Annotated in this window: 17 protein-coding genes; 1 reads left to right on the top strand and 16 read right to left on the bottom strand. The window is 37.6% G+C overall.

The window, feature by feature from the left end:
• The 5 genes from V7147_RS16905 to V7147_RS16885 all read right to left on the bottom strand — a co-directional run.
• Nucleotides 1-770, bottom strand: a 770-nt coding sequence (locus tag V7147_RS16905) for an ABC transporter permease (RefSeq protein ID WP_335369004.1), incomplete at its 3' end; no start/stop codon positions are given.
• Nucleotides 771-782: 12 nt separating this feature from the next.
• A complete protein-coding gene (gene opp4B / locus V7147_RS16900) occupies nt 783-1,748 on the bottom strand; it encodes an oligopeptide ABC transporter permease (RefSeq protein WP_335369003.1) in 966 nt (321 codons plus the stop codon).
• Between the two features lie 217 nt (nt 1,749-1,965).
• Nucleotides 1,966-3,681, bottom strand: coding sequence for an oligopeptide ABC transporter substrate-binding protein (gene opp4A / locus V7147_RS16895; protein WP_335369002.1), 1,716 nt, complete (start codon nt 3,679-3,681; stop codon nt 1,966-1,968).
• A 53-nt stretch (nt 3,682-3,734) separates the two neighbouring features.
• Nucleotides 3,735-4,727, bottom strand: a complete 993-nt coding sequence (locus V7147_RS16890; RefSeq protein WP_335369001.1) for an ABC transporter ATP-binding protein — start codon at nt 4,725-4,727, stop codon at nt 3,735-3,737.
• Nucleotides 4,728-4,729: 2 nt separating this feature from the next.
• Nucleotides 4,730-5,743, bottom strand: a complete 1,014-nt coding sequence (locus tag V7147_RS16885) for an ABC transporter ATP-binding protein (protein ID WP_335369000.1) — start codon at nt 5,741-5,743, stop codon at nt 4,730-4,732.
• A gap of 298 nt (nt 5,744-6,041) precedes the next feature.
• Between V7147_RS16885 and V7147_RS16880 the strand changes: the two genes are divergently transcribed.
• Nucleotides 6,042-6,530, top strand: a complete 489-nt coding sequence (locus tag V7147_RS16880; protein WP_335368999.1) for a nuclease-related domain-containing protein — start codon at nt 6,042-6,044, stop codon at nt 6,528-6,530.
• Nucleotides 6,531-6,616: 86 nt separating this feature from the next.
• On the opposite strand, the gene V7147_RS16875 is transcribed toward V7147_RS16880, so the two are convergent.
• The 11 genes from V7147_RS16875 to lepB all read right to left on the bottom strand — a co-directional run.
• On the bottom strand, nt 6,617-7,360 hold the full coding sequence (locus V7147_RS16875; RefSeq protein ID WP_335368998.1) for a DUF2268 domain-containing protein: 744 nt from the start codon (nt 7,358-7,360) through the stop codon (nt 6,617-6,619).
• Nucleotides 7,361-7,474: 114 nt separating this feature from the next.
• On the bottom strand, nt 7,475-8,713 hold the full coding sequence (gene fabF, locus V7147_RS16870; RefSeq protein WP_335368997.1) for a beta-ketoacyl-ACP synthase II: 1,239 nt from the start codon (nt 8,711-8,713) through the stop codon (nt 7,475-7,477).
• Nucleotides 8,714-8,791: 78 nt separating this feature from the next.
• Nucleotides 8,792-9,724 carry a beta-ketoacyl-ACP synthase III gene (locus V7147_RS16865; RefSeq protein WP_335368996.1) on the bottom strand — a complete coding sequence of 311 codons (933 nt, stop codon included), beginning with the start codon at nt 9,722-9,724 and terminating at the stop codon, nt 8,792-8,794.
• A gap of 117 nt (nt 9,725-9,841) precedes the next feature.
• Nucleotides 9,842-10,717 carry a DNA-processing protein DprA gene (gene dprA / locus V7147_RS16860; RefSeq protein WP_335368995.1) on the bottom strand — a complete coding sequence of 292 codons (876 nt, stop codon included), beginning with the start codon at nt 10,715-10,717 and terminating at the stop codon, nt 9,842-9,844.
• Between the two features lie 68 nt (nt 10,718-10,785).
• On the bottom strand, nt 10,786-11,688 hold the full coding sequence (sucD, locus tag V7147_RS16855) for a succinate--CoA ligase subunit alpha (protein WP_335368994.1): 903 nt from the start codon (nt 11,686-11,688) through the stop codon (nt 10,786-10,788).
• Nucleotides 11,689-11,706: 18 nt separating this feature from the next.
• Nucleotides 11,707-12,867, bottom strand: coding sequence for an ADP-forming succinate--CoA ligase subunit beta (sucC, locus tag V7147_RS16850; RefSeq protein ID WP_335368993.1), 1,161 nt, complete (start codon nt 12,865-12,867; stop codon nt 11,707-11,709).
• 291 nt (nt 12,868-13,158) lie between these two features.
• The gene (locus tag V7147_RS16845; protein WP_335368992.1) at nt 13,159-13,449 is read right to left on the bottom strand and encodes an EscU/YscU/HrcU family type III secretion system export apparatus switch protein; all 291 of its coding nucleotides are present in this window, start codon (nt 13,447-13,449) and stop codon (nt 13,159-13,161) included.
• A complete protein-coding gene (locus V7147_RS16840) occupies nt 13,446-14,042 on the bottom strand; it encodes a hypothetical protein (protein WP_335368991.1) in 597 nt (198 codons plus the stop codon). Before V7147_RS16840 ends, V7147_RS16845 begins: the two co-directional genes overlap by 4 nt.
• Nucleotides 14,042-14,818 carry a ribonuclease HII gene (locus tag V7147_RS16835; protein WP_335368990.1) on the bottom strand — a complete coding sequence of 259 codons (777 nt, stop codon included), beginning with the start codon at nt 14,816-14,818 and terminating at the stop codon, nt 14,042-14,044. The genes V7147_RS16840 and V7147_RS16835 overlap by 1 nt, the downstream gene beginning before the upstream one ends.
• A gap of 83 nt (nt 14,819-14,901) precedes the next feature.
• Entirely contained in the window at nt 14,902-15,744 is an 843-nt protein-coding gene (ylqF, locus tag V7147_RS16830; RefSeq protein WP_335368989.1) for a ribosome biogenesis GTPase YlqF, read from the bottom strand.
• 52 nt (nt 15,745-15,796) lie between these two features.
• A partial coding sequence (gene lepB, locus V7147_RS16825) for a signal peptidase I (RefSeq protein WP_335368988.1) occupies nt 15,797-16,316 on the bottom strand: 520 nt, incomplete at its 5' end.

The following is a 16,316-nucleotide window of genomic DNA, read 5'->3' as shown; positions in this document are numbered from 1 at the left end:
TCTGCTAGCATATTTCCCCAGCTCGGTGTATTCGCAGGTACCCCAAAGCCTAGAAAACTTAGACCAGATTCAGCAACAATCATAACCGCCAAAATTAATGTCGCCTGTACAATAATTGTAGAAGAAACATTTGGCAATAGATGTTTAATGATGATTTTTGATGGTCTTGTCCCAATCGATTTCGCAGCCAAAATATATTCATTTTCTTTTTCTGCTAAGACCTTACTACGAACGATTCGGGCAACTCCACCCCATCCTAGGATACTCATTACTATAATGATAGGCCATGCTCCAGATACCTTACCAGTAAGAAGACTGTTTAATACAATTACAAAAATCATAAAAGGAAATACTAACACGAAATCTGTAAAACGCATTAACAGTTGATCAATTTTTCCACCATTATAAGCTGCAACGGAACCAACAATCGTTCCAATTAAAGTAATAAATATCATACATGAAAAGCCGATTAATAATGATGTTCTTCCACCATGTAGCATTCTTGCAAACATGTCACGTCCATTTATATCAGTTCCGAGCCAATTTTCCGCAGAAGGCTCTTTGCTCATGTTCATAAAATCAACTCGAACAATATCTTGTTTATTTAGCATAGGACCAAAAATAGCAATCAAAACGACTAAAACAAGAAAAACTAAACTGATCATTGCTAGTTTGTTTTTCATAAATTTCCTTCTGGCAATCGCCCAAGGAGAGAGGCTTTTTGTTTCTTTTTTTGGTGAACCTACATTTGTATTAGTAACTACTTCCATTTATTCTCCTCCTTAATCCAATCGAATCCGCGGATCTACGATTCCATAAAGTAAATCTGCGATAAGATTTCCGAAAAGTGTTAAAAATGAAAGTAACATTGTGATCGTCATCATTACAGCATAATCCCTTGTGTTAACGGAGTCTAAGAAAAGTTGTCCGATTCCTGGGTATGTGAAAATAGTTTCAGTTATAACCGCTCCACCTATTAAGGTTGCAATATCGAATCCTAAAAATGTTACTAACGGAATAATCGAATTTCGTAAAATATGCTTATTGTAAATCGTTGATTCTTTCGTACCTTTTGCTCTTGCTGTTCTTACAAAGTCTTTACGGCTATTTTCGATAATATCATTTCGTAAAAATTGAGTATATGATGCAGTACCCATTAATCCTAAAACAAGTGCTGGTAACAAAACATGATGAAATTTACTTACATAATATTCAAACGTTCCCTCATCAAGTCCAACTTCTATCGATCCACTAAACGGGAACCAATTAAGCTGAAATGCGAAGAAATAAATTGCCACAATCCCCGCAACAAACGATGGAACAGCTAATCCAATATAGTTGTAGGTAGCAATTAGATTATCTCCAAGTTTATACGGTTTTCGTCCTGCATGCATTCCCATAAGGAATGAAAAAATATAAGTAAAAAATAATGAAACAATTGCTAAAAATAATGTGTTTGGAATTTTTTGAGCTATAAGCTTTGAAACTTCCATTTTATGTGTTGTAGATTTACCAAAATCCCCTTGCACAAAATCAGTTACCCATCTCCAATACTGTACCGGTATTGGGTCATTATAGCCCAATTTTTCTCGCATTTCTTCAATGTATTTCGGATCTGTATTGGATGGATCAATTTCTCCTCCAAATGGATCTCCTGGCATCACTTTCGCCAGTGAAAATACCACAATGGAGGCAAGGAGTAATAATGGAATCATGCCTAGTATTCTTCGAATTGAGTATTGGAGCATGTTATGTTCTCCTTATCCTAAAAAAATTCATTTCTAAAATAAGCTCAAAAAGTCACAAATCGTGACTTTTTGAACTTTACTGACATCAAATACGCCTAGGCGTATTTGCGCCCAGATTTTTTCGAGCTTGCTCGAAAACTTTCCTTTGAAAATCTGCGGCATCCGCCGGAGGCTTTAACTTATACAGTGGAGTCTACCTCCGCTGTATAAAGTTAAATCAGTCAGCTACATACCATTTGTGAACATCCGTTTGGAATCCAACAGCATTAACATGTACACCTTGAAGGCGTTCGTTAATTCCATAAAGGTTCATGTTTTCCCATAATGGAAGTGCTGGTAATTCTTCATTGAACAGTTGTTGCCATTCAGCATATACTTGTCCACGGTATTCTTTATCAAATGATTTTTCACTTAAGCCTTCATCAAGAAGTCTTTGGTTATCTTCATTTACCCAACGTCCATAGTTCCATTCAGCATCGTTTGCCCATAGACCAGATGGATCTGGATCAGAACCAGTTCCCCAAGAACCGAAGAATGCTTCTAGTTCTTTATCATCGTTATCTTTCATTTCATTGTAAAGGTTGAACTCAATTAGACTACCAGTTGCTAATTCAGTTTTCACACCGATGTCATTCCAACTTTGAATGATAGCTTGTGAACGACCTTCAAATGTTGCGTTCCCTGCATAGTGACCAAATTTGATAGAGAATGGCTTACCTTCTGGATCTTCTACAAATCCGTCTCCATCTACATCTTTATAACCAGCAGAAGCTAATAATTCTTTTGCTTTTTCTTGATTGAATTCATATTGGTTAAGATCAGCAGCATCAGCAGCCATCCAGAATGCAGATGGAATAACAGTGTTGAATACTTTACCTTTTCCAGCTAAGAAACCATCGATCATTGCTTGACGATCAATTGCAGTTAATAGAGCTTGACGTAATTCTTTAGACTCAAACTTACCATAATCTGCAATGTTAGTACGAGTAGCTTGATCACGGTGACCAAAACGTAAACCGATATAAGAGTATACAGTACCAGTAGCTTCTTCTAGACGAACATGGTCCATCTTGTCAATTTCTTTTACAGTTGCTGGAGCAATTTCCATAATGTCAACTTCGCCATTTTGAAGTGCACCGTTTGCTAATGATGGATCAATAACTTTGATAACTACTCCATCTAGAAGTGGCTTACCTTGCCAATAATCATCATTACGCTCTAATTCAACATATTCACCAGGAACAACCTTTTTCACTTTGAATGGTCCGAGTCCAACTGGATTTGTACGAACTTGTTCAGATTCACCAAGTTCAGCAACAGGAACACCTTCATAGTGTTTCTTAGGCATTGGATCTGACCAAAGGTTTTCAAGGTTATTAATTTTTACTTCTTTAAAAGTAACAGCAACAGTATATTTATCAAGTACTTCTACACCCTCAATATGATCTGCTTTGCCATCTTTTTTCTCAGAAGCACCTTTAATTCCTTCAACATAGTTGAAACGAGAACCATCATAATCAGGGTCTGCGATTGTTTCAAGAGCAAACGCATAGTCTTCAGCTGTTAGTTCTTCACCATTAGACCATTTAACGCCTTCTTCAAATTTGAAAGTATACGTTAATTTGTCATCGCTGATTTCCCATGAAGCAAGATTTGGTTCATACTCCAAATCGTCATTAACTGTGTAAATACTATCTCCTGTAAAACCTAAGATTTGTGCATCAATTGCACTTCTGTAATAAGCAGATTCAAAAACACCTTCTGGAGCTTGAGTTACAGCTAGTGTAATTTTACCGCCTTCTTTTGGTTCTGCAGTTTCGGAACCTGTGTTTTCTTTTTCTTTTTCAGCTGTTTTATCATTTCCACCGCAAGCTGCTAGGAATAATGACATAACTAGCAAAAGTACGATCGACCATAATGCTGACTTTTTCATGTTGTTTTTCCCCCTTCAAGGTTGATTATTGTATTTTTTATTATTTGCTGCCATTATTTATGTAAATGACAAGCTACCTTATGTCCGGGCTTCACCTCCTTTAATTGTGGTTTAACCTTCGAACATTCCTCCATGGCCATCGGGCATCTTGGATGGAATGGGCAACCACTTGGCGGATTCGCCGGACTTGGCACATCGCCTTGTAGAACAATTCTTTCCTTTTTCTTTCTTGGATCCGGCTCTGGAATTGCAGAAATCAATGCCTGTGTATAAGGATGAAGTGGTTCAGCGTACAAATCATCTTTATCTGTTATTTCAACAATATTACCAAGATACATAACGCCGATCCGATCACTCATGTGTTTTACAACACTTAAGTCATGGGCAATGAAAAGAAAAGTTAATCCGAACTCATCTTGTAATTCTTTTAACAAGTTTAATACTTGGGATTGAACGGAAACATCGAGAGCTGAAACTGGTTCATCTGCGATTATCAGTTTCGGTTTAAGTGCTAGTGCACGCGCAATTCCAATTCTTTGACGTTGTCCACCGGAGAACTCATGAGCGTATTTATAAAATGCATCTTCTGGAAGTCCAACTCTTTTCAACAAGTCCAGTACTTCATCTTTAAGTTCCTTTAATGACTTTCCTGTGTAGTTGATTATTGGTTCGGCTACGATGTCACCAACCATTTGCATTGGATTTAATGAAGCATATGGATCTTGGAACACCATTTGGAAATCTTTTCTGATTTCTCGTAAATGTTTCCCTTTTAGCTTCGTGATGTCTTGGCCATCTAATAGTATCTGACCATCTGTTGGTTCAAGTAAGCGAAGAATGGTTCTACCTGTCGTAGACTTCCCACATCCTGATTCACCAACAAGGCCTAATGTTTCACCTTCATTAATTTCAAATGAAACACCATCTACTGCTTTCACATTGCCAATTGTCTTTCTCATAAACCCACCTTTAATAGGATAATAGGTTTTAAGATCCTTAACTTCCAATATAGGATTATCTATTTTTTTTAAAGTTGAATTAGCCATTTTTATTTCACCTCTTCTACAGGTCGACTACTCTTATACAATAGACAGGAAACATCATGTCCATCCTCTACTTCCGATAATACCGGTGTAATTGTCTTACATTCTGGCATTGCTACCGGACAACGATCAGCAAATCGGCAACCAACTTTAGGCATATTTTTTAAGGATGGTACAATTCCTTCAATCGACCCCAATGTGTCAACTTCCTCATGAAGCTTTGGAATAGATTCCATTAAGAGTTTTGTATATGGATGCTTTGGATTGTAGAAAAGTGTATCAACATCCGTTTTTTCAACAATTTTACCAGCGTACATAACGATTACTTCATCACACATCTCAGCAACAACACCTAAGTCATGTGTAATTAAAATAACTGACATATCATTCTTTTCTTGAATGGTCTTAAGAAGTTCTAGTATTTGCGCTTGAACAGTTACATCAAGAGCCGTTGTAGGTTCATCAGCAATTAATAGTTTCGGCTGACATGCAATCGCCATTGCGATCATTACACGCTGTCTCATCCCACCAGAAAGTTGGTGAGGATATTCATCTACAATACTTTCAGGACGGGAAATCCCTACTTGAGTTAAAAGTTCAATACTAATTTCTCTCGCTCTTTGCTTTGAGATATTTTGATGGTTTAATAGAACCTCATCTAATTGAAATCCAATTGTAAAAACTGGGTTAAGTGCAGTCATAGGTTCCTGGAATATCATTGAAATATCTTTTCCACGGATTTTATTCATTTGATTTTCTGTTAGCTTTTCAATATTATTTCCTTGGAAAATAACTTCTCCGTCCGTAATTTCCCCGATCCCTGCCGGTAATAGTTTCATAACCGACATGGACATGACACTTTTTCCGCAGCCGGATTCACCAACAATTCCGACAATTTGACGCGGTTTAACTTTAAAAGAAACATCATCCACTGCATGATAGATTTTTCCTTCTATGTTAAAGCCTGTTTTTAATCCCTTTACCTCTAGCAAAGGTGCTCCATTATATGGCTGTTGCATAAAAACACCCCAAATTCTTCTAGATTAGCCACAATTATTATGTAAATAAAATTTTATTACTATAATATTATAATTGCAAGACAATTTTTTAAATTTAAATTGAAAAACGGTTAAAACGTTATAAAATAAGGATTTTCCATTAATATTCTATTAACTCAAACTATTTTAATATATTATAAAAATATATTATATTAGAATTTTCTAAAATGTTGTATGTACAACCTTTTAGAGAAAATTGATTGTAAAGCTAGCGAATACACTTTACAATTATCTTGTATAAATGGAAGGAAGTGTTGTTTTGATTATTAAAAATCGTAATGTCCCCAAGGAATTAGTCCTACTAAGATTTTTACAAGGACGAATGAAAGTTTCAGAGAAAACCGAGAATCAAATCATTTCACTTGAAAAAGGTTTTATTGGAGAAAAAATGTTTCAGCAACGCATGACCAAACTCACCCTCGATTGCCTCTTTATCAATGACCTGCTTCTAGAAACAAACAATACCCATTATCAAATCGATTCCCTCCTATTTACTCAACCCAAAATTCATATTTTTGAAGTGAAAAATTATGAAGGCGATTATTTGTTTGATGGCGATTGTTTACGGCTCCTTTCTGGAAAGGAAATAAAAAACCCACTTAACCAACTGTCCCGGAGTGTCTCACTCTTTCGGCAATTCCTCCAAAACCAACGAATGAACTTTACTGTAGAGGGCCACCTCGTATTCATCAATCCTGAATTCTATCTTAATAATGCTTCTCCCGACCTCCCGATTTACTGTATTTAGATGGCTATGAATGCACACGTCAATAGTTAATAACATTCAATTCAAAAAACAAAAAAACCCAGGAACACTCCCTCCTGGGTTAAAAATTAAAGATACTCCTTCACAAACTCCCTTGAATCCACTCCTAGGATGGCTTTAGTTTGTAGTTTGTTGGATTCCAAATAGTTTCGAACAAGATAATAGCCCGCGCAGTAGCCTGCCATTTTCGGGTAAAAACTCTTTCCATATAAAAGGTCGCTATGTTTTCTTTCATTCCTTTTTAAATTTCGATTCGGGATGATCAGTTGTACGACTATTTTTTTGATCTTCTCATCGGAATAATATTTCGTCCATCCAGCTAAATTCGTGCTCCCACAATGTTCTCGGACTGCATTTTCTGCAAGCCCCTCTAATATCACTGTATCTAAAAACGTATAGTCGGCTTCGTTTTTTGTATAATTTTTTAATCGACAGACATGATTGTACTCATGGGTTAAAACCGCTTTAATTTCATGTTGTGTATTATGAGGCGAGAAAAATAGAAATAATTTGTCCTTAAAGGCAAGCCCAGACTTTCCATTGAAATCCCGTTTGATTTTTGGGTTTGTTTCATCAGCTGGGAAAATGAATATAGGAACCTGGGGGCCGCTCCATAGTTTTTGCAAGGCACTGTGTTCTTTATCTACATGTGTCCATACGTTTTTCGGGAGTTTTTCAAGTATGCGTTCAGAGGTTGATCTATACATTCCGTGTATTTTTAAATATTCGTAAATCTCGCGTGCAGTAGCTCCCTTTGGAAAATATCTTGTTAGTTTTTTACAAAGTTCAACTGGATTTGAATGCTCCTTCAACCATTCGTCCGTACGTATTACCCCACCTCATCACTTCCTTTCATCAGTCCTATATATGTATTCAGACAACATAAAAAAGAGCCAGACCATTTGGCCCGACCCGTTTCTTAAAAATTATTGATATTTTTTAAATAAAATAGTTGCATTGTGTCCACCGAACCCAAGTGAGTTACTTAGGGCTACATTTACTTCCTGTTCCCTCGCTTTATTAGGAACGTAGTCTAAGTCGCAGTCTGGATCTGGAGTTTCATAATTAATTGTCGGCGGGATGATTCCTTCTTGAATAGCTAGTATTGAGAAGATTGCTTCCACACCGCCTGCAGCACCGAGCAAATGTCCTGTCATTGATTTTGTTGAACTAATTGCTACATTATAAGCATGTTCACCAAAAACCTCTTTGATTGCTGCTGTTTCAAACTTATCATTGTAATCTGTGCTAGTTCCGTGAGCATTGATGTAATCCACATCATTTGGTGTAAGCCCTGCATCTGCAATAGCTTGACGCATTGCGCGAGCTCCACCTTCGCCGCCTGGTGCCGGAGCTGTAATATGATGGGCATCTCCAGTTGCTCCATAACCAATGATTTCCGCGTAAATATGGGCACCGCGTGCTAACGCATGTTCAAGTTCTTCTAAAACAAGGATTCCAGCGCCTTCACCCATTACAAATCCATCACGATTTTTATCAAATGGGCGGCTTGCTGTTTTTGGATCCGGGTTTAACGATACTGCTCTTGCAGAAACGAATCCAGCAAATGACATGTTGGTTAGTGGTGCTTCTGTTCCACCTGTGATCATAACATCCGCGTCTCCACGCTGGATTACTTTAAAAGCATCTCCTATTGAGTTAGTTCCTGTCGCACATGCAGTAACTGTACATGTGTTAATTCCTTTTGCTCCAAGAGCGATGGATACTTGACCCGCTGCCATATCCGGAATCATCATTGGTACATAAAAAGGACTTACACGTCGATAGCCTTTTTCTAAGAAGATTTTGTGCTGTTCTTCATGAGTTTCCATTCCACCTATACCTGAACCAATCCAGACTCCAACTCGTGGCGCCATTTCATCAGTGATGGTTAGATTCGCATCTTCAACAGCCATAAAAGAAGCAGCCATTGCATACTGCGTGAAACGGTCCATACGACGTATTTCTTTTTTATCCATATAATTTTCGGGATTGAAATCCTTTAATTCCGCTGCTACCTTTGCCGGTAAACCCTCAATTTGAACTCTTGTTAATGGACCAATACCTGAGACTCCGTTTTTTGCGTTTTCCCAAGTCGTTTTCACATCATTGCCTAGCGGCGAAACTGTGCCTAATCCAGTAACTACTACACGTTTCATTTCCATAATTTTTCTCCTTCCAACCTCATCGAAAATTTCTATCCTTTATTGCATAAGTATTGTTTTCAAAAGAAAGATCGTTCCTTAACGACCCCATTTAATACAGATGGCACCCCAGGTTAAACCTCCACCAAATCCTACCATTACTATTACGTCATCATCTTTAATTTTTCCTGCTTGGATATCCTCAACAATTGAAATCGGGATTGAGGCTGCAGACGTATTTCCGAACTGGTTCACTGTTTTTGACATCTTTTCAACTGGAAGTTCAAGTCTTTCTCTTGAAGCTTCCATGATTCGAATGTTTGCCTGATGTGGAATTAAATAATCGACATCTTCTCGTTTTAATCCAGCTTTTTCAATAACATGTACACTGGATTCACCCATTTGTCTTACCGCAAATTTGAAAACCTCGCGACCATTCATGATAATGTGTTCATCTTGGTAAAGATGTTTAGCACCTGTACCGTCTGCACCTAATTCAAATGAAAGGATTCCTCTTCCTTCTGAAACTTCACCAAGAACTGCTGCACCAGCTCCGTCTCCGAATAAAACGGCTGTATTGCGGTCGCTCCAGTCAACGATTTTTGATAATTTTTCAACACCTACTACTAATACGTGCTTATAGGTACCCGTTTCAATAAATTGTTTTCCTGTGATGATTCCGTACATAAATCCTGCACATGCTGCACTAATATCCATTGCAGCTGCATTTTTAGCACCTAGTCGTTCTTGAATCATGCATGCTACAGATGGAAATGGATGGTCAGGCGTTACTGTTGCTACGATGATCAAATCCAATTGTTCAGAAGTAATTCCTGCATCCTCAATTGCTTTACGCGCAGCTTCATACGCCATATCTGATGTATTTGTATCATCATCTGCAATTCTACGTTCTTCTATTCCTGTTCGTGTACGAATCCATTCATCTGATGTGTCTATAATTTTTTCAAGATCTTTGTTTGTTACCACTCTTTCTGGTACGAATCGATTGATTCCGATTATTCCTACACCCATACAAACATCTCCCTTTTTTATGCGAAACTCAAGTTAAAAGTATAAGTTTTTGTATTCCGAACTTATCTTATTATCAATTCTTATGACTTGGTACTAATTTTAATTCATTTTTTCATATTAAGTATGAATTTCTGATAAAATATCCTCGCTGTTAAGCACTAGTTTTGCTCCTGATTGAATTAATTTATTCGTTCCAACACATGAAAGTTCTAAAATAGAGCCAGGAATCGCAAAAACCTCTCTCCCCTGGCTTAGTGCTTGATCAGCTGTTATTAATGAACCACTTCTTTCCTTGGCTTCTACAACTAATGTGCCCTGTGTCAAACCGCTAATAATTCGATTCCGCATCGGGAACTGCCACTTTTCTGGCTTTGTAAAAGGGGGATATTCTGAAATAAGTATATGATTTTGAGTGATGGTAGTTGCCATCTCTTTGTTTTCATGAGGATAAATATGATGAAGGCCTCCAGCAATTACCGCAATTGTTTTCCCATTTTGGTCGATTGCTAACTTGTGAGCCATTGTATCTATTCCACGTGCCAAACCACTAACCAATACCCAGTTTTTCTTGATTAAGGGGACCAACACCTTTGTCATGCTTTGCTTGCTTGTTGCAGTTGGTGTACGAGAGCCTACTACACTTAATAATTTCTCACTATTTAATAAAGCCTTGTCTCCTGCAGTATATAGCACCCATGGTGGGTCAAAAATTTGTTTCAGAAGACGAGGATATTCTTGGTCAAATAAGGTAATAATCCCCACATTATTATTTCTATATTGTTTTAGCATACTTTGGATTGATAAAGAATGCAAATCTTTTAAAAAAATATTCATTTGATTCTTAGTTAATGGAAGGATTTTATCATAAAAAGCTGAGGGGTAATTATAAATAGAAGTAAGTGTAGGATCATGCTGGAGGATTCGAAAAATGGATTTCCAGCCTATGCCTCGACAATGATGAAGATGTATTAAATTTTCACGAAATTTTTCCATATGGTCTCCTTTTTCCATCAGAAAGAGACAGTTCTATAAATAAGAACTGCCTCATTTCATCTATTTTATTAATGTGTCTTACACTTTTCGTATAAACCTTGTTCTTTTAGAACAGAAATTAACGTTTCACCCATTACGGATGGTGTTTCAGCTACCTTAATTCCACATTCATTCATTGTTTTGATTTTTTCAGCAGCTGTACCTTTACCACCAGAGATAATCGCACCAGCATGGCCCATACGCTTTCCTGGAGGTGCAGTTTGTCCACCAATAAATCCTACAACTGGTTTAGTCATGTTTGCTTTAACCCACTCAGCAGCTTCTTCTTCAGCTGTTCCACCGATTTCACCAATCATGATTACCGCATATGTTTCATCATCTTCATTAAATGCTTTTAATACATCGATGAAGTTTGTTCCGTTAACTGGGTCCCCACCAATACCTACAGCTGTTGTTTGACCAATTCCAGCTTGTGTTAATTGATGTACAGCCTCATATGTTAAAGTACCAGAACGCGATACAACACCTACGTGGCCTTTTTTATGAATATATCCAGGCATAATACCAATTTTACATTCATCAGCTGTGATAACACCAGGGCAGTTAGGGCCGACTAAGCGAGTCTTCTTACCTTCCATATAGCGTTTCACTTTAACCATGTCTAATACTGGAATATGCTCAGTAATACAGATTGCTAGATCTAGTTCTGCATCTACTGCTTCAATAATTGCATCTGCTGCAAATGGAGCAGGCACATAAATGACTGACGCTGTTGCACCTGTTTGATCTACCGCTTCTTTTACAGTATTAAATACAGGAACACCTTCTACCTCAGTTCCACCCTTACCAGGTGAAGTACCACCCACGATTTTAGTACCATATTCAAGCATTTGTTTTGTATGGAAAAGGGCCGTAGCACCTGTAATCCCTTGAACAATTACTTTTGTATCTTTATTAATAAAAACACTCATGTTTGTCCCCTGCCTTTCTTACCCTACTAGTGATACGATTTTTTGTGCACCGTCTGCCATTGATTCAGCAGCGGTAATATTCAGACCAGATTCTTGTAAAATCTTTTTACCTAAATCTACGTTTGTTCCTTCAAGACGTACTACTAGAGGAATTTCCAAGCCTACTTCTTTCGTTGCAGCTACAACACCTTCTGCAATTACATCACACTTCATGATTCCACCAAAGATATTTACGAAAATACCTTTTACTTTTTCATCAGATAGAATGATTTTGAATGCCTCAGTCACTTTCTCAGCTGTAGCACCGCCCCCAACATCAAGGAAGTTCGCAGGGTCTCCACCGTAGTGTTTAATGATGTCCATTGTTGACATCGCAAGACCAGCACCGTTAACCATACAGCCGATGTTACCATCTAGTGAAATATAGCTTAAATCATATTTTGATGCTTCAATTTCCTTTACATCCTCTTCGTCTAAGTCACGGTATTCTAATACGTCCTTTTGACGATATAAAGCGTTAGCATCGAAGTTTAATTTCGCATCAAGTGCCATTACTTTACCATCGCCAGTAACAACTAACGGGTTAATTTCAGCAATCGAGCAATCCTTTTCAACGAACGCAGTGTATAAAGCTGTCATGAATTTAACGGCTTGATTCACCAATTCTTTCGGAATATTAATATTAAATGCGATTCGACGAGCTTGGAATGGTAATAATCCAACAACAGGGTCGATTACTTCTTTGAAAATCTTTTCAGGTGTTTGTTCAGCAACCTCTTCGATTTCTGTTCCACCTTCTTCAGATGCCATTAAAACAACGCGAGAAGTTGCACGATCAAGTACAAGACCAATATAGTACTCTTTTTTAATATCGCAGCCTTCTTCAATTAGAAGACGTTTTACTTCTTTACCCTCTGGACCTGTTTGGTGTGTAACAAGTGTTTTTCCTAGGATTTCGTTCGCATATGTACGAACTTCATCTAGGTTCTTTGCTACTTTAACCCCACCAGCTTTACCTCGACCCCCTGCATGAATTTGCGCTTTAACAACACAAACTTGGGTTCCAAGTTCTTTTGCAGCTTCAACAGCCTCATCAACTGTGAATGCAACCTTACCATTTGGAACAGCTACCCCATACTTTCTGAGGATCTCTTTTCCTTGATACTCATGGATATTCATTTCCCATCCTCCATTCTTATGTAAAAAAAGCAAAGAATTTTTTGTCAGTCCAAATGTTATTATACATTTTCTTTTTTAAACTTTCTATGATAATTACAATTTTTCTGAAAAATCATATTTACATAGAAAATTACGTCACTTTAATGACAGGACTTTACCCGTCATAATGACGCAAACTAGACAAAAATTAGACTGCGCTTTCATTTTATAACTGAAAATACAGCTTGTCTACCATTTAGCATGAATTTGTTCTTTTTTTCTGCTAATTTTTAAAAATACTATATCAAAAAACTATTTATCCCGATTTTCAACGCCTTTTTCCATTTGATAAATAAACGCAAAGACCTCTGCAATAACCTGGTATAATGCCTCAGGAATCCCCTCATTTAATTTAAGTTCCCCTAATAACTCAACTAATGCAATATCCTCCTGAATTGGAATCTCATGTTTCTTAGCCATCTCGATTAAATTTTGAGCAATGATCCCTTGTCCTTTTGCAACAACCTTTGGCTCGGAATCGACCTTTTCATCGTATGACAAAGCAACTGCCTTCGTCTTATGATCTACCGATGATTTTTTCATATTTTTAAATCCACTCTTTCATTAATTCCTTCAAGTATTGTTTTTTCAGGTCGTTTATCTCGTGTAGTTGGGTTAACAATCTTTATTGATGAAAGAAGATAACCATGTTGCTCCAAATTGGTTTGGAGCGTAGATTTCAGTTCTTCAACTACCGACCCAATTCCTTCAGTATCATTAAAGATGGCAATCGATAGAATACGATTTTGAACCTTAACATCAATCACCACCTCTTTTAAATGGTTGAGTTCTAACGAAAAAAGGAGATGGCAATAATCAGGATCTATTTCACCGTTTTTCTTCCTTCCATCCATTCGAATTGAAAAATTCTTATAAGTTGGGTTCTGAAATGTAATTTGTTGCTGGAACAATTCGTTTGAGTCATTCGATGTTAGTTCAACAGTATCCGTTTGAAGCATACGGCTTTGTTGGGCTATATTTTCAGATATTTCTCCCTGTAGTACAGGTAATAAGCTAGTTAGGTTGGTGGTAGATTTTTGTGTTTTTTGTTCACTTTGACTTGCATTTGAAAGGGAGTGAAGCTTTTGAAAGGCTTCACTCTTTATTAATGCTTGAAGTATGTGGATTGGTATCATCATTTTTCCTCTATTAACTCTCGTACCGGAGCAAATGAACGACGATGTTCACTAGTCACACCATGTTTCTTAAGCGCTTCAAGATGGTATGCCGTTCCATATCCCATATGTTTTTCAAATCCGTATTGTGGATATTCGTGACTTAAGCGCACCATTAGACGGTCTCTAGTTACTTTTGCGATGATGGAGCTTGCGGCAATGGACACACTGTTCGCATCTCCTTTTATGATTGATGTTTGTGAGATATCAATTGGTATTTCCATTGCGTCGACTAACAGATGGTCAGGCTTTATAGATAAACCTAATATAGCCTTTTTCATGGCCTGCTTTGTGGCTTGATAAATATTAACATTATCAATTACATTAGAAGGTATAATCCCAATCCCGATGGAAATGGCAGATGCATTAATTTGTTGGAATAGCTCTTCTCTTTTTTGTTCAGACAGTTTCTTTGAATCATTTAATCCTGGCAAATATGCATCTTGAGGCAAAATGACGGCTGCTGCCACAACTGGTCCTGCCAATGGGCCACGCCCGACTTCATCGACACCTGCAATATATGTAAATCCATTTTTAAAAAGGGCTTGTTCATATTGGGTCATTTCTTTATATTGTTGTTCTAGCGCCTTTTCCTCACCTTTTTTCCTTTTCCAGCGTTTCAACAGGGTCTGAACCCCTTTTCGGGAATCATGTTCACATTCTTTTAGAAACGGATCATCTCCGTGAAGTATTGTGGCCAGTTTTTCTTCGATTTCTTTGATTGTTAACTGTGACATTCTTTCACCTTCAATTTCGATTACTCTATGTATGTTATATCGACATTTTCGAAAAAAAATGAAGACTCGCATTGTGCGAGCCTTTACGGTTTTTCAAATGTGAGACTCCCTAATTTTTCAGTTCGGATTTCTCGAATAATTAATTCAGCTGTTTTATCGTAGTCTGTTACTCCACCAGACATCCTAGTGCCACGTCGCTTTGCAATTTCGTCAAAAAGCAGGACAATATCTTCCGGAATTTCTTCGAGGTTAAAGCGTTCCTTTAAATTTTCGGGATAGTTTTCCTCTAAAAATCTAAGTGCATATACTGCAATATCTTGTAAGTTTAAGATTGTATCTTTAATCGCACCAGTAGTCGCTAGTTTTAAACCAACTTCTTGATCCTCAAATTTTGGCCATAAAATTCCAGGAGTATCTAGAAGCTCTAGTTCTTTGCCAACCTTGATCCACTGCTGCGCCTTTGTTATACCAGGGCGATCACCCGTTTGCGCGATATTTCTCTTAGCTAAACGATTGATTAGAGTCGATTTTCCTACATTAGGGATTCCAACGATTAACGCACGTATAGCGCGTGGACGAATTCCCTTTGCTGCCATTTTGTCGAATTTCTCTTTTAAAATTACCCTTGCTTCACTCACAATCTGTTTCATGCCATTACCAGCTTGTGAATTAATGGCGAGGGCATGTACACCATTTTCTTTATAGTACTCGATCCATTCCTTTGTCACTTTTGGATCGGCCATATCAGCTTTGTTCAATAGCAGCAGTCTTGGCTTATTTTTAATGATTTCATCAATCATTGGGTTTCGTGATGATGCAGGAATTCTGGCATCAACAAGTTCGAACACGATATCAATGAGTGAAAGTTTTTCTGTAACTTGTCTCCTTGCTTTTGCCATATGGCCCGGAAACCATTGAATTGTCAACGTTCTTCACCAACTTATATGGTTTATATTTATGAATGTTTTTGCTATTAGATTACTTTACAATACCAAAGTCAGACAGCGGCCAGTAGATCAGGCTTGTTTCACCTAGGACTTCACTTATAGGGACTGGACCGATATGACGTGAGTCTTTGCTATAGCGACGATTATCCCCCATAACAAAAAGATGTCCTTCTGGAACTTCTTCTAAAACAAATGGGTCTGTGAGCGGTCCATCGATTAGATTTTTCTTATAATCATCGAGATACGGTTCGTCATACGTTTCACCATTAATATAAAGGATATCGTTTTTGTATTCAATTCGATCACCTGGTAATCCGATTATGCGCTTGATGTAATCTTTTTCTACTGTTGCATGGAAGACAACAATGTCAAAGCGATCCGGTTTACCGACCTTATAGCCAATTTTGTTGACGATCATACGGTCTTTGTCATGTAGAGTTGGCATCATTGATTCCCCGTCTACCACAATCGGCGCAAAGAAAAAATAACGTATCACAGCTGCTAAAATAACGGCAATGGCTAACGCTTTTATCCATTCCCAAATTTCATTT

This window comes from Bacillus sp. JJ1521, assembly GCF_036965165.1.
In the GTDB taxonomy this organism is placed as follows: domain Bacteria; phylum Bacillota; class Bacilli; order Bacillales; family Bacillaceae_L; genus Ferdinandcohnia.
This window is presented reverse-complemented; position numbering and strand designations above follow the sequence as displayed.